Raw genomic sequence first — 20,092 nt, forward strand, 5'->3', positions numbered from 1 at the left:
AACCCGCCATGTCCGACACCTATGAACGCATCTCCCCCCAGCAAGCCCAGGCATTGCGCGCCCAAGGCGCCGTGCTGGTGGATATCCGCGATCCGCACAGCTACGCACGCGGCCATATCATCGGCGCCCAGCACCTGGACAATCACAACCTGGCCGACTTCATCGCCGGGGCCGATTTTGACCAACCTCTGATCGTCTCCTGCTATCACGGTATTTCCAGCCAAAGCGCAGCCGCCTACCTGGTCCACCAGGGCTTCAGCGCGGTGTACAGCCTGGATGGCGGCTTCGAATTGTGGCAGGCCACCTTCCCGCAGGACACCGCGACCGCCGGCACGGAATAGTTTTTCCGACGACAAACCGCGTCAGCGCTGGGCTGCTTCGTTACCGCTCACCCTCCCTTCGCTCGGCACGAAAGCAACGCACCTTGACCCTGCCGATAACGAACTATCCTTGACCTCAGACCATCCAAAAAGGGGAAAGCCGGACCACCGGCTTCCGGCGATAGCGACCTTTAGGTTCTGGGGGATTTACCTGATCGACGTGTCGACGGGTTGTCAGCACCCGCAAGAACGAGCCACGCCGGCTCCTTAAATCGAGCGAGGTGATGCGATGAGCATTTTTAGCCACTTTCAGCAACGATTCGAGACGACTCGACAGGAAGAGTATTCCCTGCAGGAATATCTCGACCTATGCAAGGAAGACCGTGCCGCGTATGCCAGCGCAGCGGAACGCCTGCTGCTGGCCATTGGTGAGCCGGAGTTGATCGACACATCGATCGATCCGCGCTTGTCGCGGATCTTTTCCAACAAGGTCATTCGCCGCTACCCCACCTTCGGCGATTTCCATGGCATGGAAGAGTGCATCGAACAGATCGTCTCCTTCTTCCGCCACGCCGCCCAAGGCCTCGAGGAAAAAAAGCAGATCCTCTACCTGCTCGGCCCGGTCGGCGGCGGTAAATCCTCACTGGCGGAAAAGCTCAAGCAGTTGATGGAGAAGGTCCCCTTCTATGCCATCAAGGGCTCCCCCGTGTTCGAATCGCCGCTGGGCCTGTTCAGCGCCACCGAAGACGGCGCCATTCTCGAAGAGGAATACGGCATTCCGCTGCGCTACCTGTCCGCCATCATGTCGCCCTGGGCCACCAAACGCTTGCAGGAATACGGCGGCGACATCAGCCAGTTCCGCGTGGTCAAGCTGTACCCGTCGATCCTCAACCAGATCGCCATTGCCAAGACCGAACCGGGCGATGAAAACAACCAGGACATTTCCTCGCTGGTCGGCAAGGTAGATATCCGCAAGCTCGAAGACTTCCCACAGAACGACGCCGATGCCTACAGCTATTCGGGCGCGCTGTGCCGGGGTAACCAGGGCCTGATGGAATTCGTAGAGATGTTCAAGGCGCCGATCAAGGTGCTGCACCCGCTGCTGACCGCGACCCAGGAAGGCAACTACAACAGCACCGAGGGACTGGGCTCGATCCCCTTCAACGGCATCCTGCTGGCCCACTCCAACGAGTCGGAATGGCACAACTTCCGCAACAACAAGAACAACGAAGCGTTCATCGACCGCATCTACATCGTCAAGGTGCCCTACTGCCTGCGGGTTACCGACGAGATCAAGATCTACGACAAGCTGCTGACCAACAGCTCGCTGTCCAAGGCCCATTGCGCGCCCGATACGCTGAAGATGCTGGCCCAGTTCTCGGTGCTGTCACGTCTCAAGGAGCCGGAGAACTCCAACATCTATTCGAAGATGCGCGTCTATGACGGCGAGAACCTCAAAGACACCGACCCCAAGGCCAAGTCGATCCAGGAATACCGGGACAACGCCGGTGTCGACGAGGGCATGAACGGGCTTTCCACCCGCTTCGCCTTCAAGATCCTCTCCAAGGTGTTCAACTTCGACCCCCATGAGATCGCCGCCAACCCGGTGCACCTGCTCTACGTGCTCGAGCAGCAAATCGAGCAGGAGCAATTCCCCGCCGAGGTGCGCGAACGCTACCTGCGCTTCCTCAAGGAATATCTGGCGCCGCGCTATATCGAGTTTATCGGCAAGGAAATCCAGACGGCCTACCTGGAGTCCTACAGCGAATACGGACAGAACATCTTCGACCGCTATGTGCTGTATGCCGACTTCTGGATCCAGGATCAGGAATACCGCGACCCGGAGACCGGCGAAATTCTCAACCGCATGGCCCTCAACGAGGAACTGGAAAAGATCGAGAAACCCGCCGGCATCAGCAACCCGAAGGATTTCCGCAACGAGATCGTCAACTTCGTGCTGCGCGCCCGCGCCAACAACAATGGCAAGAATCCCAGCTGGCTGAGCTATGAAAAACTGCGCGTGGTGATCGAGAAGAAAATGTTCTCCAACACCGAGGATCTGCTGCCAGTCATCAGTTTCAACGCCAAGGCGAGCAAGGAGGATCAGAAGAAGCACAACGATTTCGTGGTGCGTATGGTCGAACGCGGCTACACGGAAAAACAGGTGCGTCTGTTGTCCGAGTGGTACCTGCGAGTACGCAAATCGCAATAAGGCAGCGGCAAGCGGTGAGCGGCAAGCGGCAAGCGGGAACCCGGCACGCCCAAAGCGCGGCTTTTCACTTGCGGCTTGCAGCTAGAAGCTGACAGCTGCCCCTAAGGGGCACGACCTATGAGTTATGTGATCGACCGCCGACTGAATGGCAAGAACAAGAGCACGGTGAACCGCCAGCGCTTTTTGCGCCGCTACCGCGGCCATATCAAAAAAGCGGTGGAGGAAGCGGTTGGCCGACGCTCCATAACCGACATGGAACACGGCGAACAGATCAGCATTCCAGGCCGCGACATCGACGAACCGGTTTTCCACCATGGTCAGGGTGGGCGCCAGACCACCGTGCACCCCGGCAACAAGGAGTTCGTCGCCGGAGAACGCATCCCCCGCCCTTCCGGTGGCGGCGCAGGCGGTGCCGGCAGTGGTGCCAGCGACAAGGGCGAGGGGCTGGATGACTTCGTCTTTCAGATTACCCAGGAGGAATTCCTCGATTTCATGTTCGAGGACCTGGAACTGCCCAACCTGGTCAAGCGGCACATAACCGGCGCCGACACCTTCAAGACCGTGCGCGCCGGAATCAGCAACGAGGGCAACCCGGCCCGCATCAATATCATCCGCACTCTGCGCTCAGCCCAGGCCCGGCGCATCGCCCTGTCGGGCAGCAGCCGCCTCAAGCTGCGCGAGGCACGGGTCGAACTGGAGCGTCTGAAGCGCGAAGAGCCGGACAATTTCACCGATATCCAGGCCACCGAAGCACTGATCGGTAAATTGCGCGCACGCATCGACAAGATCCCGTTCCTCGATACCTTCGACCTCAAGTACAACCTGCTGGTCAAGCATCCCAACCCCAGCTCGAAGGCAGTGATGTTCTGTCTGATGGACGTGTCCGGCTCGATGACCCAATCGACCAAGGACATTGCCAAGCGCTTCTTCATCCTTCTATATCTGTTCCTCAAGCGAAACTACGACAAGATCGAAGTAGTGTTCATCCGCCACCACACCAGCGCCAAGGAAGTCGACGAGGAGGAATTTTTCTATTCTCGGGAAACCGGCGGCACCATCGTGTCCAGCGCCTTGAAACTGATGCATGAAGTCATGGCCGAGCGCTATCCGGTGAATGAATGGAACATCTACGGTGCCCAGGCTTCAGATGGTGATAACTGGAACGACGACTCGCCCCTGTGCCGAGACATGCTGATCGAGAAAATCATGCCCTACGTTCAGTACTTCACCTATGTCGAGATCACCCCGCGAGAACACCAGGCTCTGTGGTACGAATACGAAGCCGTGCGCGAGGCCTTTGAAGACAGCTTCGCCCAGCAGCAGCTGGTCTCTGCCAGCGATATTTATCCGGTGTTTCGCGAACTCTTTCAGCGGAGACTTAGCTCATGAATGCCAGAGAGCCGAGCAGCAGGGAGAAAAAGCGACAACCGCTGTCCGTAGGCTCGGAGTGGACCTTCGATTTGATCCAGACCTATGACCGCGAAATCGGCCGGCTGGCCAAGCGCTACGGCTTGGAAACCTACCCCAACCAGATCGAGGTGATCACGGCCGAGCAGATGATGGACGCCTACGCCTCCGTGGGCATGCCCATCGGCTATCACCATTGGTCCTACGGCAAGCATTTTCTGGCCACCGAGAAGGGCTATACACGCGGGCAGATGGGTCTGGCCTACGAGATCGTGATCAACTCGGACCCGTGCATCGCCTACCTGATGGAAGAGAACACCATGTGCATGCAGGCCTTGGTGATCGCCCATGCCTGCTATGGCCACAACAGCTTCTTCAAGGGTAACTACCTGTTCCGCAGCTGGACCGATGCCAGTTCGATCATCGATTATCTGGTGTTCGCCAAGCAATACATCGTGCAGTGCGAGGAGCGCCACGGCATCGATGCGGTGGAAGACCTGCTGGACTCCTGCCACGCGCTGATGAACTACGGTGTCGACCGCTACAAGCGCCCGTACCCCATTTCGGCCGAAGAGGAGCGCCTGCGCCAGAAAAGCCGCGAAGAGCATATCCAGAAGCAACTCAACGACCTGTGGCGGACCATTCCCAAGAGCGTCGACAAAGACAAGCGCAAGGACGACAGCAAGCGCTTCCCCGCCGAGCCTCAGGAAAACATCCTGTATTTCATCGAGAAGCACGCGCCGCTGCTGGAACCCTGGCAGCGCGAAATCGTACGCATCGTGCGCAAGGTCGCGCAGTACTTCTATCCACAGCGGCAAACCCAGGTCATGAACGAAGGCTGGGCCTCTTTCTGGCACTACACCCTGATGAACAGCCTGTATGACGAAGGCTTGGTCACCGATGGCTTCATGCTTGAATTCCTGCAGGCACATTCCAGCGTGATCTACCAGCCGGGTTTTGACAGCCCGTATTACAGCGGCATCAACCCCTACACTTTGGGCTTTGCCATCTACAGCGACCTGCGGCGTATCTGTGAAGCGCCCACCGCGGAAGACCGCCAGTGGTTTCCCGATTACGCCGGCAGCAACTGGCTGGAAACCCTCAAGTTCGCCATGTCCAACTTCAAGGATGAAAGCTTCATCCTGCAGTTTCTGTCACCCAAGGTGATACGTGACCTCAAACTGTTCAGCGTGCTGGATGACGACCAGAGGGACGAACTGCTGGTGCCCGCCATCCATGATAATGTCGGTTACCAGGCGATCCGCGAGCAACTGGCCGCCCAGTACAACCTCGGCAACCGTGAGCCGAACATCCAAGTGTGGAATGTCGACCGGCGCGGCGACCGTTCACTGACCTTGCGCCACCAGCAACACGAGCGAAAACCACTGGGCACCTCAACCCATGAAGTGCTCAAGCATCTGCACCGCCTGTGGGGGTTCGACGTGCACCTTGATACGGTGCGCGGTGACAAGATCATTCACAGCCAGCACATTCCCTCCCACAGTGGCGGTGGCGAAGGCGGCGAGGACGATTACCCGCACCTGGATCTTGCTCTGCCCCCGATCTGAACCTGCTTCAGGCACTGGAGGCTTGCCATGCGCACGTGTCTCACACTTACGACCAGCCTGCTGCTGATCGCCTGCAGTACAGCAGACACACCTCCACCGGTGGAGGTGCTCCACAGCGCAGCAGACTTCGGTACCGTGCATGACTACCAATTGGTGGCCCCCGATCAGGCCATCAATGGAGAGTTGCCCTATCCCGCCGGATATCCGCTGCTTGCCAAGAGCTTGCGCGAAGGCTTTGCCGACCGTGGTTACCAGGAAACCCGCGAGGGCGCCTTGCAGGTGTATTACTGGCTGGCGATCCGCGAAACCCCGCTGGACTATCACGTCGACATGCCACCACCCAACCCGCTGGGCCCCTACCAGGCGATCCATCGTTTTTCGGATGAAACCGGCACGTTGCGCCTGCGCATTACCGATGCCGGCGGCAAGGTGCTGTGGGAAGGGATCACCCGCACCGGGCTGAGCCCGACGCATCAGCGCAACGAGCTGCTCAAGCACGCTGTGGACGCTCTGCTCGAGGAATTGCCGCCCGCCCGGTGATCGTCCCTGACCGCGCCGGCTGTTATTCTGCGCGGCCACGGAGGTGACGATGCAAATTTATAAAGTTGGTGGCGCCGTACGTGATCGCCTGCTCGGCAGGCCGGTGACCGAGGTCGATTGGGTGGTGGTGGGCGCAAGCGCCGAACAGATGGGCGAGCTGGGCTATCGCCCGGTCGGTGCGGACTTCCCGGTCTTCCTGCACCCGCATACGGGTGAGGAATACGCCCTGGCGCGTACCGAACGCAAAAGTGGCCGCGGCTATGGTGGGTTTACCTTCCATGCCAGCCCGGATGTCACGCTGGAAGACGACCTGATTCGCCGCGACCTGACCATTAACGCCATCGCCGAAGACGAACACGGCCAGCTTTATGACCCCTACGGCGGCCAGCGTGACCTTGCCGCTCGCCTGCTGCGCCACGTATCCCCAGCCTTTGCCGAAGACCCACTCCGCGTGCTGCGCGTAGCGCGCTTCGCCGCCCGTTACGCCCCCTTGGGTTTTACCGTCGCCCCGGCGACCCTGGCATTGATGCGTCAGCTCAGCGAATCGGGCGAGTTGCGTGCTCTCACCCCCGAGCGCAGCTGGAAGGAAATTTCCCGCGCCTTGTTGGAACCGCGCCCGGACGTGTTCATTCAGGTGCTGCGTGACTGTGGCGCGCTGGCTGAGTTGCTGCCGGAAATCGATGTCCTGTTCGGCGTACCGCAAACAGCGGTGCACCACCCGGAAATCGACACGGGCGATCATGTTCTGCGCGTGCTGCTTCAATGCGCCGAGCATCAGCAACCGCTGACCGTGCGCTGGGCCTGCCTGCTCCACGACGTGGGCAAGGGCCTGACACCCAAGGCCGAATGGCCCCGCCATATCGCCCATGAAAACAAAGGCTACCGGCTGATCAAGGCCATCAACGAGCGCTGCAAGGTGCCCAGGGACTGCGCCGAACTGGCCCTGCTGGTTGGCGAATACCACACCCACAGCCATCGGGCCATTGAACTGCGTCCCAGCACGCTACTGGAGTTGCTCCAGCGCTTCGATGTCTTTCGGCGCCCGCAGCGTTTTGAAGAGTTCATCGCGGCCAGCGAGATGGACGCACGCGGCCGGCTCGGATTGGAACAACGCCCATATCCCCAAGCCGCTTATTTGCGCGGCGCCGCCGCTCGTGCGCGGGCCGTAGCCATCCAGCCGTTGCTGGAAAACGGTTTGCAAGGCGCGGAATTGGGCGAAGCTCTGCAACAGGAGCGGCTCAAGGCGCTCAAGCATTACAAACAGGACTACGCCGAAGCGCTGAAGAAAGGCGCTGAAACACAGCCATAGGATGTGAAAAAGCGACGGTGAGTAGGGTGGATTGAGGCGCGACCAGGATGACTCGGGTTGACCCGGTGGCACACGCCGATACCCATCAATGCCAACTGACACGATGGGTATCGCTCGCTCAAGGCCACCTTACGGGGCAGGCGGCGTCGGATAGGCTTGCAGCAAGTCCACAGGGGTCAATTCACTTCCCCGCCACTGGAAAGGTACCGGCCAGAGCTGTTGATCGATGCGTGCCTCACTCCACAATTCGGCAAAGGTCTTGCCCAGGCTGGGGTGCCGTGTCTGCGGTTCCAACAGCGCCAGCGGCCAGAGCACGAACGCATTCTTGAGAATTTCCGCGCGCGGCAGGATCAGACCATGGAAATTGCCAACCAGCTCGTCGTACAGCAGCACGTCGATATCCAGCGGCAAGCCCTTGCGATCCGGGGCGTAACGGCCATTGTCCGCCTCGACGAACTTAAGTTTACGGTCCAACTCGCCGAGCGGCAGGCGGGTCGTGCCGCTGACCGCCAGGTTGTAGAACGGGCCGCTCTTGATGCCCACCGGCAAACTCTCAAACACTGGCGAACAGTGCAGCTCGCCCAGTAGTTCGCTCAGCGCCTCGAGACCGGCATGCAGGTGCTCGGTACGCTGGATGTTGCTGCCCAGTCCGAGCACGACGCGGCTTACAGACATCCGCGCACGATCTCCACGCCAACGCCTGCAGCCGCCGGCACCGCGCCAGGCTTGGTCACCTTCAGACGCAGCCCAGGAATCTGGAATTCCTCCATCAACACGGCGGCCAGACGCTCGGCGAAGGTTTCCACCAACTGGAATTGTGCCTGGCTGGCAAAGTCTTGAATGCGCTCGGAGACCGCCGCGTAGTCGAGGGCATGGCTCAGATCATCGCTGGCAGCAGCCGCGCGAATATCCCAGGCGAAGGTCAGGTCCAGACGCAGGCATTGGCGAATGCCACGCTCCCAGTCGTACACACCGATGACGGTGTCCACGTCCAGACCTTCGATAAATATTCTGTCCAACTTGCTTGTTCTCCGCCGCACGACAAGGGCGCGACACCCCGTTAGAATCGGGACACCCTCGCCCCGGATTGGCTACCCATGTTCTGGCTGCTGACGCTTCTCGCCTACCTGCTCGGCTCCCTGTCCTTCGCTATCCTGCTCAGCCGGCTGGTGGATGGCCCCGACCCGCGCACCAGCGGCTCAGGCAATCCGGGCGCGACCAACATGCTACGCGTGGCCGGCTGGCGCCTGGCGGCCGTCACCCTGCTCGGCGATCTGCTCAAGGGCTATCTGCCGGTGCTGATCGCCTACCTGGCCGGTCTTTCGGCCCAACAGCAGGCCTGGGTCGGTCTTGCCGCAGTGTTGGGCCATCTGTATCCACTGTATTTTCGTTTTCGCGGCGGCAAGGGCGTGGCCACTGCCGCGGGCTTGCTAATCGGCATCTTCCCGCCGGCCGCCCTGCTCGCCGTGACCGCCTGGCTGCTGGTGTTCCTGCTGACCCGCACCAGTTCGCTGGCCTCATTGATTGCCACGCCCTTGATCCTGCCCTTGCTGGCCTGGCAGCACCCGGCGGTATTGCTGCCCATCAGCATGCTCACCGTGCTGATCGTTTGGCGCCACCGCAGCAATTTGCAGGACCTGCTTGCCAAACGCGAGCGGCATTTTTAAGCCGACATAGCAGCAAAGGTTGGCACGAACGCTCTCAGCCGCACGCTTGGCGCAATGTTTCAGACCGCCGGCAACTGCTCCATCGGCCAACGCGCCCGCACGGAGATCGCCGGGCCATCGCGCTGACCGGCCAGCAAACGCTGACAGCCCGCGTAGGCAATCATCGCTCCGTTGTCGGTGCAAAATCGTGGTCGGGCATAAAACACCTGGCCGTTCATGCCGCCCAGCATTTTTTCCAGCGACTGGCGCAGCGCCTGGTTGGCACTGACACCGCCAGCGATCACCAGCGATTTCAGCCCCGTCTGCTTGAGTGCGCGCTTACACTTGATGGTCAGCGTGTCGACCACCGCCTGCTGGAACGCCAGGGCCACGTCGCAACGACTCTGCTCGGTGTCGTCGCCCGTGGCCTGGCACTGTTGCCAGGTGTTCAAAGAAAAGGTTTTCAGGCCACTGAAGCTGAAATCAAGCCCAGGCCGATCAGTCATCGGACGCGGGAAGACGAAACGTCCCGGCGTGCCGTGCTCGGCCAGGCGAGCGATTTCCGGGCCGCCCGGATAAGGCAAGCCCATCATCTTGGCGGTTTTATCGAAGGCTTCGCCTGCCGCATCGTCCAGCGACTCGCCGAGCAACTGATAACGGCCGATACCATCGACCCGCACCAGCTGCGTATGACCGCCGGACACCAGCAATGCGACGAACGGAAAAGCGGGCGGCTGTTCTTCCAGCATCGGCGCCAGCAAATGACCTTCCATATGGTGTACTCCGACTGCCGGAATCCCCCACGCAAAGGCGAGGGCCTGTGCGCAGGACGCGCCGACCAGCAAGGCGCCCACCAGTCCTGGGCCCGCCGTATAACAGATCGCATCGATCTCGTTCGGCGCGCAGTCGGCCTCGTCCAGCACCTGTCGAATCAGCGGTATCATGCGCTTGACGTGATCACGCGAGGCCAGTTCGGGCACCACGCCGCCATACACACGGTGCTGCTCGATCTGACTGAACAGCGCATCGGCCAGCAGCCCCTTTTCACTGTCGTAAAGGGCGACGCCGGTTTCGTCACAGGAGGTTTCCAATCCCAGCACACGCATGGGCAAAAGCATTCCAGCTAGGCAATTTCGAAGCGCCGCATGATAAACTCCGCACTTCGCCCCGGCCAGCGCTTTTCGATTCAAGGGCTTTGCATTCCGGGCGCCGAACCGTTAACATCCGCAACCCTTGAAAACCGACGTCCTCCTGTGCCGATTGCCCGGAGTGCGTTCACCCCCGGTAATTAATTGAAGGTACGACCTGGATGCCCGCCGTCAAAGTTAAAGAGAACGAACCCTTCGACGTAGCTCTGCGTCGCTTCAAGCGCTCCTGCGAAAAGGCCGGTGTACTGGCCGAAGTTCGCAGCCGCGAGTTTTACGAGAAGCCGACTGCCGAGCGCAAGCGCAAGGCTGCTGCCGCAGTCAAGCGTCACGCCAAGAAAGTACAGCGCGAACAGCGCCGTCGCGAGCGTCTGTACTAAGTTACAGCCGCAGCGCGACACCGCAACGCCCGGCCAACGCCGGGCGTTGGCATTTCAAGCGCCACATTCTCCGCTTCGCAGTCTTGCGAATGGCGGAGCGTTTTCGTTTCCGTCTTCTGACTTCAGAGGCGTATGCTGAGAAACCATGGCCGGCTTGATTCCCCAGTCTTTCATCGATGACCTGCTGAACCGCTCCGACATTGTCGACGTGGTGAGTTCGCGCATCCAGCTGAAAAAGACCGGCAAGAACTACAGCGCCTGCTGCCCGTTTCACAAGGAAAAGACACCGTCCTTCACGGTCAGCCCGGACAAGCAGTTCTACTATTGCTTCGGCTGCGGCGCTGGTGGCAACGCCCTCGGCTTCGTCATGGACCACGACAACCTGGACTTTCCCCAGGCCGTCGAGGATCTGGCCAAGCGCGCCGGCATGGAGGTGCCCCGCGAGGAAGGCGGCCGCGGCCAGAAACCACGCCAGCCCACCGACTCGCCGCTTTATCCGCTGCTGCATGCCGCCTCGGAATTCTATCGCCAGGCCCTGAAAAACCATCCCGCGCGCCAGGCGGCGGTGAGCTACCTGAAAAAACGCGGCCTGTCCGGGCTGATCGCCCGCGACTTCGCCCTGGGCTTTGCTCCGCCGGGCTGGGACAGCCTGCTCAAGCACATGGGCAGCGACCCGCTGCAGCAAAAGGCGATGATCGATGCCGGCCTGCTGATCGAAAATACCGAAACCGGCAAGCGCTACGACCGCTTTCGCGACCGCATCATCTTCCCGATCCGCGACAGCCGCGGACGCGTGATCGCCTTCGGCGGCCGAGTACTGGGCGACGACAAACCCAAATACCTCAACTCCCCGGAAACCCCGGTGTTTCACAAAGGCCAGGAGCTGTACGGCCTGTATGAGGCGCGCAAGCACAACCGCAACCTCGACGAAGTCATGATCGTCGAAGGCTACATGGACGTCATCGCCCTCGCCCAGCAAGGCCTGCGCAACGCGGTCGCCACACTGGGCACCGCCACCAGCGAAGAGCATCTCAAGCGCCTGTTCCGCCTGGTGCCCAGCGTACTGTTCTGCTTCGATGGCGATGCCGCCGGACGCAAGGCGGCTTGGCGCGCCCTGGAATCCACCTTGCCCAGCCTGCAGGACGGCCGGCGCGCGCGTTTTCTGTTCCTGCCCGAAGGCGAGGACCCGGATACCCTGGTGCGCGCCGAAGGCACCGAGGCGTTTCAGGCGCGCATCCACCAGCAAGCCCAGCCCCTGGCGGATTATTTTTTTGAGCAACTCAGCCAGGAAGCCGACCCACGCTCCCTGGAAGGCAAGGCCCACCTGGCCACGCTCGCTGCACCGCTGATCGAAAAGATCCCCGGCGCCAACCTGCGCGCCTTGATGCGCCAGCGCCTGACACAAATCACCGGCCTGAGCGGTGAAGCGATATCCCAGGCACCCACTCCATCCAGCGCACTGCCAAGCGAGTATTCGCCCTATGATGAGGACGCTTATTACCAGGCCTCAGCCGGCTATGCCGATTACGAAACCGCCTCGCCCGCCCCTGCCTTTGAGCGTCCCCGCCCGCAAAAAAGCGAGTGGAAAAAAGATGGCAAGCGCTGGGAGAAAAAAGGCTCGCGAGACTTCCAGCCGCGCGCGCCGCGCACCGCCGTCAGTGTCGAGCCGCCCAACCTGAGCGCGCTACGCACGTTGCTGCATCACCCCGAACTGGCTCAGAAGGTTGAGGAAGCCAACACCTTCGCCGCCGAAGACGATACCTACGCGCAGCTGCTGGTCGCGCTGATCGAAGCCCTGCAGAAAAATCCCAACCTGCGCACCCTGCAACTCATCGCCCGCTGGCATGGCACCGAGCAAGGTCGCCTGCTGCGCGCCCTGGCAGAAAAGGAGTGGCTGATTTCCGCAGACAACCTTGAACAACAATTTTTCGACACTATAACTAGGTTAACGGCCCGCCAGCGGGAGCGTTGCCTTGAACAACTCCTGCAAAAAGCACGTCTAACCGAGTTGAACGCAGCTGAAAAAGACCAGTTACGCGAGCTGCTCAGCCGCGATGCCGGCATGCCCACACGCACATCTGGCGCGCGTGGTCAATAATCGGCTATAATCCTCGGCTTATTTTTAGCCCGCCAGACCGTCAGTGGATAGGGTGTTATGTCCGTAAAAGCGCAACAGCAATCTCGTTTGAAAGAGTTGATCGCCCGCGGTCGTGAGCAGGGTTACCTGACTTACGCTGAGGTCAATGACCACCTGCCGGAGGATATTTCCGATCCGGAACAGGTGGAAGACATCATCCGCATGATCAACGACATGGGTATCAACGTATTCGAGACTGCCCCGGATGCGGATGCCCTGTTGTTGGCCGAAGGCGACACCGACGAAGCCGCGGCTGAAGAAGCCGCAGCGGCACTCGCTGCCGTGGAAACCGACATCGGTCGCACCACGGACCCGGTGCGCATGTACATGCGCGAAATGGGTACCGTTGAGCTGCTGACCCGCGAAGGCGAAATCGAAATCGCCAAGCGCATCGAGGAAGGTATCCGTGAAGTCATGGTCGCCATGGCCCACTTTCCCGGCATCGTCGATGGCATTCTCGCCGAATACCAACGCGTCAGCACCGAAGGCGGTCGTCTGACCGATGTCTTCAACGGCTACATCGACCCGGACGACGGCACTGTGCCCGCCGAGGAAGTCGCGCCCGTCATCGCCAAGCCCGCCGCGCCTGCCGCAAAGGACAAGGACGACGAGGAAGAGGAAGAAACCGAGACCGAGGAAGCCGAAGAAGAAGGTGATGGCGGCCCGGACCCGGAAGAAGCCCTGCGCCGTTTCACGGCTATTGCCGACCAACTGGAAGTTGCCAACAAGGCCTTGAAAAAATACGGCCGTGGCAGCAAGCAGGCCAATGCCGAGCTGGACGCCCTGGGCATCTTGTTCATGCCGATCAAGCTCGTACCCAAGCAGTACGATCCCCTGGTCGAGACCGTGCGCAGCGCCCTGTACCGTGTGCGCCAGCAGGAACGCGCCATCATGCAGCTGTGCGTGCGTGACGCGCGCATGCCGCGTACCGACTTCCTCAAGCTGTTCCCGCACAACGAAGTCGACTTGACCTGGAGCGAAGGCCTGGCCAAGGGCAAGGCGAAGTACGCCGAAGCCATTGGCAACCTGCAGGACGACATAAAGCGCAACCAGCAAAAGCTGATCGACCTTGAAAACGAAGTCGGCCTGACGATTGCCGAGATCAAGGACATCAACCGCAGCATGTCCATCGGCGAGGCCAAGGCCCGTCGCGCCAAGAAGGAAATGGTCGAGGCCAACCTGCGTCTGGTGATCTCGATTGCCAAGAAGTACACCAACCGCGGCCTGCAATTCCTCGACCTGATCCAGGAAGGCAACATTGGCCTGATGAAGGCGGTGGACAAGTTCGAATACCGTCGCGGCTACAAGTTCTCGACCTACGCCACCTGGTGGATTCGCCAGGCGATCACCCGCTCGATCGCCGACCAGGCGCGCACCATCCGTATCCCGGTGCATATGATCGAGACGATCAACAAGCTCAACCGCATCTCTCGCCAGATGCTGCAGGAAATGGGCCGCGAGCCCACTCCGGAAGAGCTGGGCGAACGCATGGAAATGCCCGAGGACAAGGTCCGCAAGGTATTGAAGATCGCCAAAGAGCCGATCTCCATGGAAACCCCGATCGGTGACGACGAAGACTCGCACCTGGGCGACTTCATTGAAGACTCCGCCATGCAATCGCCGATCGACGTGGCGACCGTGGAAAGCCTCAAGGAAGCCACCCGCGACGTGCTCTCGGGCCTCACCGCCCGCGAAGCCAAGGTCCTGCGCATGCGCTTCGGCATCGACATGAATACCGACCACACCCTCGAGGAAGTCGGCAAGCAGTTCGATGTCACCCGCGAACGTATCCGCCAGATCGAAGCCAAGGCACTGCGCAAGCTGCGCCACCCGACACGAAGCGAGCACCTGCGCTCCTTCCTCGACGAGTGATACCAAAACCCCCGGCCCAAACCGGGGGTTTTGCATTGTGGACGACGGATGGCGCATCCCCGCCGACGCCGTTATAATCGCGCCTTCCTTCTGGGGGCCTATAGCTCAGTTGGTTAGAGCAGAGGACTCATAATCCTTTGGTCCACGGTTCGAGTCCGTGTGGGCCCACCACCTTCAAAGCCGCGCACTGCGCGGCTTTTTTGTGTCGATCAGACTAAAAGCCAGCCCGAGCTCTCACTCCACCCCCTCCAACCGCATCGTCGATCGCACCAATCGCTGCTCTTCTTGCTCGATCTCGCGCAGGTTGTCGCGCACGCTGTTGATATGTTCGCGGGCGGCGCGTTGGGCTTGTTCGGGCAGGCGTTCAATTACCGCGTGGTACAGGCGGGTGTGTTGGCGGTCGATCTGTCGTTTCTGCGGCGGGCGGTGGTAGAGGTTGTTTACCGAGGCAAACACCGTGCTCAGCATCAGTTCGCTCAGCGACTGTAACGTCAGCACCAGCACCGGGTTGTGGGAGGCCTCGCTGATGGCGCGGTGGAAGGCGTGGTCGCGGCGCGCGTGCTCGCGGGGGTCGAGCGGCTGCGGTTCGTCGTAGGCGGCGAGCATTTCTTGGTAGCGGCGCTTGATCAGCAGCAGATCGGCGTCGGTGGCGCGCAGCGCGGCCAAGCGTGCCGACTCCCCTTCCAGCAAGGCGCGTACTTCCAGCAGGTCGAATAAGGTACGCGGCTGCGAGCTGAACAGGTTCATCAGCGGTGTCGCATCGTTGCCCCGGTTCAGGTCGGCGACAAACGAGCCCCGCCCCTGCTCAGTGTCGATGATGCCGCGTCCGCGCAGGATGCGCAGGCCCTCGCGCAGCGCCGAGCGTGAGCAGCCGAGGGTTTCCACCAGGCGCCGCTCGGACGGCAGCGCCTGGCCGACTTTAAGCACCCCGTCGACGATCAGCCGCTCGATGCGCTCCGCCACCTGGTCGGCGATTCGGCTTTTACCCTGCTGATTACCCTTGGCATTTTCCATGTTTTAGCTCTCCAACTGGTAGGACCAGCATACAAGCATATGGCCAACAGCCGAAACCGTACCCGCATGGATACAGGGCTACCGGCCTTTCACCGGTGAGACGAGGACGAAACTGGTAGGACCAGTCCCGCCCCCCATGGACTCCTAAAAGCGGCCTGGGCCACTCTCAAGGTGCCATGGCTCAGCGAGCCCGACCGGTTACGCCTCTAGTGAAGCCAACCGGCGGACTCCGAGAACAATTAAAAAACCACCACCGTGTGAGCCCTATGAATATTCTTTACGACGAACGCGTCGATGGTGCGTTGCCCAAGGTCGATAAGGGCGCGTTGCTGGCCGAGCTGCAAGCGCGGCTGCCCGATCTGGAAATCCTCCACCGCACCGAAGACCTCAAGCCCTACGAGTGCGATGGCCTGTCAGCCTATCGCACCACGCCGATGCTTGTGGTGCTGCCCGAGCACGTCGAGCAGGTGCAAACCCTGCTCAAGATCTGCCACGAACGTGGCGTGCCCGTGGTCGCCCGTGGCGCCGGCACGGGCTTGTCCGGCGGTGCGCTGCCGCTGGAACAAGGCATTCTCCTGGTGATGGCGCGTTTCACCAAGATTCTCGAAGTCGATCCTGACGGTCGCTTCGCCCGCGTTCAGCCTGGCGTGCGCAACCTGGCGATTTCCCAAGCCGCCGCACCCTATGAGCTGTACTACGCGCCGGACCCTTCTTCACAGATCGCCTGCTCCATCGGCGGCAACGTCGCCGAGAACGCCGGTGGTGTGCACTGCCTGAAATACGGCCTGACCGTGCACAACCTGCTCAAGGTGGACATTCTTACCGTCGAGGGTGAGCACATGACGCTCGGCTCCGACGCGCTGGATTCGCCGGGTTTTGACCTGCTGGCGCTGTTTACCGGCTCTGAAGGCATGCTCGGGATCATCACCGAGGTGACCGTCAAGCTGCTGCCCAAGCCGCAAGTAGCCAAGGTGCTGCTGGCCGCCTTCGACTCGGTGGAAAAGGCCGGCCGCGCGGTAGGCGACATCATCGCGGCGGGCATCATCCCCGGCGGCCTGGAGATGATGGACAACCTGTCGATCCGCGCTGCGGAAGATTTCATCCACGCCGGCTACCCGGTGGATGCCGAGGCGATCCTGCTCTGCGAACTGGATGGCGTCGAGGCCGACGTGCATGACGACTGCACACGCGTCAGCGAAGTGCTCAAGCTGGCCGGCGCCACCGAGGTGAGGCTGGCACAAAACGAAGACGAACGCGCACGCTTCTGGGCCGGGCGCAAGAACGCCTTCCCAGCGGTCGGGCGCATTTCGCCAGACTACTACTGCATGGACGGCACCATCCCGCGCCGCGAGCTGCCGGGCGTGCTCAAGGGCATCGCCGACCTCTCCGAGCAGTACGGCCTGCGCGTGGCCAACGTATTCCACGCCGGCGACGGCAACATGCACCCGCTGATTCTGTTCGATGCCAACCAGCCCGGTGAGCTGGAGCGCGCCGAAAACCTGGGCGGCAAGATCCTCGAGCTGTGCGTCGAAGTGGGCGGCAGCATTACCGGGGAACACGGGGTGGGTCGCGAGAAGATCAATCAGATGTGCTCGCAGTTCAACGCCGACGAGCTGACCTTGTTCCACGCGGTGAAGGCGGCCTTCGATCCCAGCGGCCTGCTCAACCCCGGCAAGAACATCCCGACGCTGCATCGTTGCGCCGAGTTCGGCCGCATGCATATCCACAACGGCGAGTTGCCCTTCCCCGAACTGGAGCGTTTCTAATGTCCGTATTTGAAAACGACACCAGCGCCCAGTTGCTGGATCAGGTCAATCAGGCGCTCGCCAGCAAGACGCCACTGCGCATTCAGGGCAGCGGCAGTAAAGGCTTTCTCGGTCGTCCGGTCGAGGGCGAACTGCTCGACACGCGCTCACATCGCGGCATCGTCAGCTACGACCCTACCGAGCTGGTGGTCAGCGTGCGCGCCGGCACGCCGCTGGCGGAGCTGGAAGCCGCGCTGGACGCCGCCGGGCAGATGCTGCCCTGCGAGCCGCCGCATTTCGGTCCGGGCGCCACGGTCGGCGGCATGATCGCCACCGGACTTTCCGGTCCCCGTCGGCCGTGGAGCGGATCGGTCCGCGATTTCGTACTCGGCACGCGCATCATCACCGGCCAGGGCAAGCACCTGCGCTTCGGTGGCGAAGTGATGAAGAACGTCGCCGGGTACGACCTGTCGCGCTTGATGGCCGGCAGTTTCGGTTGCCTCGGCGTGCTCACCGAAGTTTCGCTCAAGGTGCTGCCCAAGCCGCGCCTGTGCAGCAGCCTGCGCCTGGAAATCGACCAGGAGCTTGCCCTGCTCAAGCTCGCCGACTGGGGCCAGCAGCCGATTCCGATCAGCGCGGCCAGCCATGACGGCCAGGCGCTGCACTTGCGACTGGAAGGCGGTGAAGGCTCGGTCAAGGCCGCCCGTGAACGGATCGGCGGTGAAGATCTGGATGCCGGCTACTGGAACGACCTGCGCGAACAGCGCCTGGCGTTCTTTGCCGACGCGCGCCCGCTGTGGCGCCTGTCCCTGCCCAACAATACGCCGGTGCTGGCACTGCCTGGCGAGCAACTGATGGACTGGGCCGGGGCCCAGCGCTGGCTGAAGAGCGATGCCGATGCGGAGATGATCCGTGGCATCGCCCGCGAAGTCGGCGGCCATGCCCAGTGCTACACCTTGGGCGTTACTGACAGCCCGTTCCAGCCGCTGCCGGAGCCGCTGCTGCGCTATCACCGCCAGCTCAAGGCGGCGCTCGACCCGCAGGGCATCTTCAATCCCGGCCACCTGTATTCCGAGGTCTGATGACGCTATGCAAACGAATCTGAGCGAAGCGGCCAAGCAGCTGCCGCGTGCCGAAGAAGCCGAAAGCATTCTGCGTTCCTGCGTGCACTGCGGTTTCTGCAATGCCACCTGCCCGACCTACCAACTGCTCGGCGACGAGCTGGACGGCCCGCGCGGGCGCATCTACCTGATGAAGGAGATGCTCGAAGGCGGCGAAGTAACCCAGAGCACCCAGCTGCACCTGGATCGCTGCCTGACCTGTCGCAACTGCGAAACCACCTGCCCGTCCGGCGTGAAGTACCACAACCTGCTGGACATCGGCCGCGATTTCATCGAGCGCCAGGTACCGCGCACCACCAGCGAGCGTCTGCTGCGCGGTGGCCTGCGCACCGTGGTGCCACGCCCTGCCCTGTTCAAGGCACTCTTGAACACCGGCAATGCGCTGCGCCCGCTGCTGCCGGCCTCGCTGCAAGCTCACTTGCCGCGCGAGATCCGCCCGGCCAAACCGCGCCCGCAGACCACCCACAGTCGCACCGTGCTGATGCTCGAAGGCTGCGTGCAGCCGAGCCTGTCGCCCAACACCAATGCCGCGACCGCGCGGGTGCTGGACCGTCTCGGCATCAGCGTCACGCCGGCCCGCGAAGCCGGTTGCTGTGGCGCGGTGGACTACCACCTTAACGCTCAGGATGCCGGCCTTGAACGCGCCCGGCGCAATATCGACGCCTGGTGGCCCGCCATCGAGGCGGGGGCCGAAGCCATCGTGCAGACCGCCAGTGGCTGTGGTGCCTTCGTCAAGGAATACGGCCACCTGCTCAAGGACGATCCGGCTTACGCCGCCAAGGCGGCGCGCGTCAGCGAGCTGGCCAAGGACCTGGTCGAGGTGCTGCGTGGTGCCGAGCTGGAAAAGCTCGGGGTCAAATCCACCATGCGCATGGCCTTCCATTGCCCGTGCACCCTGCAGCATGCCCAGAAGCTGAGCGGCGCGGTCGAAGACGTGTTGACCCGACTGGGCTTCCAGCTCACTACGGTGCCCGATGCGCACCTGTGCTGCGGTTCAGCGGGCAGTTACTCGCTGACCCAGCCGGAGATATCCAAGCAGCTACGCGACAACAAGCTCAACGCCCTGGAAAGCGGCAAGCCGGAGGTGATCGTCACCGCCAACATCGGCTGCCAGACCCACCTGGACGGCGCCGGGCGCACGCCGGTCAAGCATTGGATCGAGATTGTCGAGGAGTCGATGCAGTAAGGCTGAAGAAGCCGAGCGAACCTGAACACTTGCAACCCACCTGCGCATTGGCGCAGATCGAATTCGATAGGAGAAAGCATGAAAACCAAAGCCGTACTGGGCCAGACCGAAGTCACCGCCATCCTCGCCGCCGCCCGTGCCGAGGCGCAGGCCAATGGCTGGGCGGTGACCGTCGCGGTCGCCGATGACGGCGGCCACCTGCTGGGTCTTGAGCGTCTTGACGGCTGCGCGCCGATCGCTGCCTACATTGCCACCGAGAAAGCCCGCAGCGCAGCGCTGGGTCGTCGCGAAACCAAGGGCTACGAAGACATGGTCAACGGCGGCCGCAACGCCTTCCTGTCAGCGCCGGTGGTGTGCTCGCTGGAAGGCGGCGTACCGGTGATCGTCGACGGCCAGATCGTCGGCTCGGTGGGTGTGTCCGGCGTCACCGCCGCGCAGGATGCCCAGATCGCCAAGGCCGGCGCCGCCGTCCTCAACTGATTTTTCAGGC

At 61.8% G+C, this 20,092-nt stretch carries 18 protein-coding genes and 1 tRNA gene; 15 read left to right on the plus strand and 4 right to left on the minus strand.

The genetic code is table 11. The features are described from left to right. Positions 1-8 precede the first annotated feature (8 nt). From glpE to ACTV8E_RS07010, 6 genes are all read left to right on the plus strand, one after another. Positions 9-341 (plus strand): thiosulfate sulfurtransferase GlpE, encoded by a 333-nt coding sequence (glpE, locus tag ACTV8E_RS06985; protein WP_251834641.1) that lies wholly within the window; start codon positions 9-11, stop codon positions 339-341. A gap of 268 nt (positions 342-609) precedes the next feature. Continuing rightward, positions 610-2,532, plus strand: coding sequence for a PrkA family serine protein kinase (locus tag ACTV8E_RS06990; protein WP_251834640.1), 1,923 nt, complete (start codon positions 610-612; stop codon positions 2,530-2,532). 117 nt (positions 2,533-2,649) lie between these two features. Further along, positions 2,650-3,921 (plus strand): YeaH/YhbH family protein, encoded by a 1,272-nt coding sequence (locus ACTV8E_RS06995; protein ID WP_443199009.1) that lies wholly within the window; start codon positions 2,650-2,652, stop codon positions 3,919-3,921. After that, complete coding sequence (locus ACTV8E_RS07000; RefSeq protein WP_443199010.1) at positions 3,918-5,507, plus strand: SpoVR family protein; 1,590 nt, start codon at positions 3,918-3,920, stop codon at positions 5,505-5,507. Before ACTV8E_RS06995 ends, ACTV8E_RS07000 begins: the two co-directional genes overlap by 4 nt. Before the next feature lie 27 nt (positions 5,508-5,534). Further along, positions 5,535-6,047, plus strand: a complete 513-nt coding sequence (locus ACTV8E_RS07005) for a DUF4136 domain-containing protein (protein ID WP_443199011.1) — start codon at positions 5,535-5,537, stop codon at positions 6,045-6,047. A 49-nt stretch (positions 6,048-6,096) separates the two neighbouring features. Continuing rightward, positions 6,097-7,356, plus strand: a complete 1,260-nt coding sequence (locus ACTV8E_RS07010; RefSeq protein WP_443199012.1) for a multifunctional CCA addition/repair protein — start codon at positions 6,097-6,099, stop codon at positions 7,354-7,356. Positions 7,357-7,485: 129 nt separating this feature from the next. On the opposite strand, the gene folK is transcribed toward ACTV8E_RS07010, so the two are convergent. After that, entirely contained in the window at positions 7,486-8,031 is a 546-nt protein-coding gene (gene folK / locus ACTV8E_RS07015; RefSeq protein WP_443199013.1) for a 2-amino-4-hydroxy-6-hydroxymethyldihydropteridine diphosphokinase, read from the minus strand. Next, on the minus strand, positions 8,022-8,375 hold the full coding sequence (gene folB, locus ACTV8E_RS07020) for a dihydroneopterin aldolase (RefSeq protein WP_251834634.1): 354 nt from the start codon (positions 8,373-8,375) through the stop codon (positions 8,022-8,024). Before folB ends, folK begins: the two co-directional genes overlap by 10 nt. Positions 8,376-8,453: 78 nt before the next feature. On the opposite strand from folB, the gene plsY reads away from it, so the two are divergent. Beyond that, the gene (plsY, locus tag ACTV8E_RS07025) at positions 8,454-9,023 is read left to right on the plus strand and encodes a glycerol-3-phosphate 1-O-acyltransferase PlsY (protein WP_251834633.1); all 570 of its coding nucleotides are present in this window, start codon (positions 8,454-8,456) and stop codon (positions 9,021-9,023) included. A gap of 59 nt (positions 9,024-9,082) precedes the next feature. Here the strand turns inward: plsY and tsaD are convergent, their stop codons facing one another. Then, a complete protein-coding gene (tsaD, locus tag ACTV8E_RS07030; RefSeq protein ID WP_251834632.1) occupies positions 9,083-10,108 on the minus strand; it encodes a tRNA (adenosine(37)-N6)-threonylcarbamoyltransferase complex transferase subunit TsaD in 1,026 nt (341 codons plus the stop codon). A 203-nt stretch (positions 10,109-10,311) separates the two neighbouring features. On the opposite strand from tsaD, the gene rpsU reads away from it, so the two are divergent. The 4 genes from rpsU to ACTV8E_RS07050 all read left to right on the plus strand — a co-directional run bounded on the left by rpsU (position 10,312) and on the right by ACTV8E_RS07050 (position 14,707). Continuing rightward, positions 10,312-10,527, plus strand: coding sequence for a 30S ribosomal protein S21 (gene rpsU, locus ACTV8E_RS07035; protein ID WP_003085057.1), 216 nt, complete (start codon positions 10,312-10,314; stop codon positions 10,525-10,527). Between the two features lie 145 nt (positions 10,528-10,672). Beyond that, the gene (gene dnaG / locus ACTV8E_RS07040; protein ID WP_443199014.1) at positions 10,673-12,625 is read left to right on the plus strand and encodes a DNA primase; all 1,953 of its coding nucleotides are present in this window, start codon (positions 10,673-10,675) and stop codon (positions 12,623-12,625) included. Positions 12,626-12,682: 57 nt separating this feature from the next. Further along, positions 12,683-14,536, plus strand: a complete 1,854-nt coding sequence (gene rpoD / locus ACTV8E_RS07045) for an RNA polymerase sigma factor RpoD (protein ID WP_443199015.1) — start codon at positions 12,683-12,685, stop codon at positions 14,534-14,536. 94 nt (positions 14,537-14,630) lie between these two features. Then, positions 14,631-14,707 (plus strand) — tRNA-Ile (locus tag ACTV8E_RS07050). 63 nt (positions 14,708-14,770) lie between these two features. On the opposite strand, the gene glcC is transcribed toward ACTV8E_RS07050, so the two are convergent. Further along, a complete protein-coding gene (gene glcC / locus ACTV8E_RS07055) occupies positions 14,771-15,550 on the minus strand; it encodes a transcriptional regulator GlcC (RefSeq protein WP_251834629.1) in 780 nt (259 codons plus the stop codon). A gap of 266 nt (positions 15,551-15,816) precedes the next feature. Here glcC and glcD point away from each other — a divergent pair, with 266 nt between their 5' ends. The 4 genes from glcD (at position 15,817) to ACTV8E_RS07075 (ending at position 20,082) form a co-directional block, all read left to right on the plus strand. Next, the gene (gene glcD, locus ACTV8E_RS07060) at positions 15,817-17,316 is read left to right on the plus strand and encodes a glycolate oxidase subunit GlcD (RefSeq protein ID WP_443199016.1); all 1,500 of its coding nucleotides are present in this window, start codon (positions 15,817-15,819) and stop codon (positions 17,314-17,316) included. Further along, positions 17,316-18,377 (plus strand): glycolate oxidase subunit GlcE, encoded by a 1,062-nt coding sequence (gene glcE, locus ACTV8E_RS07065; protein WP_251834627.1) that lies wholly within the window; start codon positions 17,316-17,318, stop codon positions 18,375-18,377. Before glcD ends, glcE begins: the two co-directional genes overlap by 1 nt. A gap of 7 nt (positions 18,378-18,384) precedes the next feature. Beyond that, positions 18,385-19,602, plus strand: coding sequence for a glycolate oxidase subunit GlcF (glcF, locus tag ACTV8E_RS07070; RefSeq protein WP_443199017.1), 1,218 nt, complete (start codon positions 18,385-18,387; stop codon positions 19,600-19,602). Between the two features lie 78 nt (positions 19,603-19,680). Beyond that, a complete protein-coding gene (locus tag ACTV8E_RS07075) occupies positions 19,681-20,082 on the plus strand; it encodes a heme-binding protein (protein WP_443199018.1) in 402 nt (133 codons plus the stop codon). Positions 20,083-20,092: the final 10 nt, after the last annotated feature.

Source organism: Pseudomonas sp. B392_1p (assembly GCF_052245235.1).
Lineage (GTDB): Bacteria > Pseudomonadota > Gammaproteobacteria > Pseudomonadales > Pseudomonadaceae > Serpens > Serpens gallinarum.

Bases quoted from the DNA above. Each gene is read 5' to 3' on its own strand.
- glpE (WP_251834641.1), top strand. From the start codon at position 9: ATGTCCGACACCTATGAACGCATCTCCCCCCAGCAAGCCCAGGCATTG.
- ACTV8E_RS06990 (WP_251834640.1), top strand. From the start codon at position 610: ATGAGCATTTTTAGCCACTTTCAGCAACGATTCGAGACGACTCGACAG.
- ACTV8E_RS06995 (WP_443199009.1), top strand. From the start codon at position 2,650: ATGAGTTATGTGATCGACCGCCGACTGAATGGCAAGAACAAGAGCACG.
- ACTV8E_RS07000 (WP_443199010.1), top strand. From the start codon at position 3,918: ATGAATGCCAGAGAGCCGAGCAGCAGGGAGAAAAAGCGACAACCGCTG.
- ACTV8E_RS07005 (WP_443199011.1), top strand. From the start codon at position 5,535: ATGCGCACGTGTCTCACACTTACGACCAGCCTGCTGCTGATCGCCTGC.
- ACTV8E_RS07010 (WP_443199012.1), top strand. From the start codon at position 6,097: ATGCAAATTTATAAAGTTGGTGGCGCCGTACGTGATCGCCTGCTCGGC.
- folK (WP_443199013.1), bottom strand. From the start codon at position 8,031: ATGTCTGTAAGCCGCGTCGTGCTCGGACTGGGCAGCAACATCCAGCGT.
- plsY (WP_251834633.1), top strand. From the start codon at position 8,454: ATGTTCTGGCTGCTGACGCTTCTCGCCTACCTGCTCGGCTCCCTGTCC.
- tsaD (WP_251834632.1), bottom strand. From the start codon at position 10,108: ATGCGTGTGCTGGGATTGGAAACCTCCTGTGACGAAACCGGCGTCGCC.
- rpsU (WP_003085057.1), top strand. From the start codon at position 10,312: ATGCCCGCCGTCAAAGTTAAAGAGAACGAACCCTTCGACGTAGCTCTG.
- dnaG (WP_443199014.1), top strand. From the start codon at position 10,673: ATGGCCGGCTTGATTCCCCAGTCTTTCATCGATGACCTGCTGAACCGC.
- rpoD (WP_443199015.1), top strand. From the start codon at position 12,683: ATGTCCGTAAAAGCGCAACAGCAATCTCGTTTGAAAGAGTTGATCGCC.
- glcC (WP_251834629.1), bottom strand. From the start codon at position 15,550: ATGGAAAATGCCAAGGGTAATCAGCAGGGTAAAAGCCGAATCGCCGAC.
- glcD (WP_443199016.1), top strand. From the start codon at position 15,817: ATGAATATTCTTTACGACGAACGCGTCGATGGTGCGTTGCCCAAGGTC.
- glcE (WP_251834627.1), top strand. From the start codon at position 17,316: ATGTCCGTATTTGAAAACGACACCAGCGCCCAGTTGCTGGATCAGGTC.
- glcF (WP_443199017.1), top strand. From the start codon at position 18,385: ATGCAAACGAATCTGAGCGAAGCGGCCAAGCAGCTGCCGCGTGCCGAA.
- ACTV8E_RS07075 (WP_443199018.1), top strand. From the start codon at position 19,681: ATGAAAACCAAAGCCGTACTGGGCCAGACCGAAGTCACCGCCATCCTC.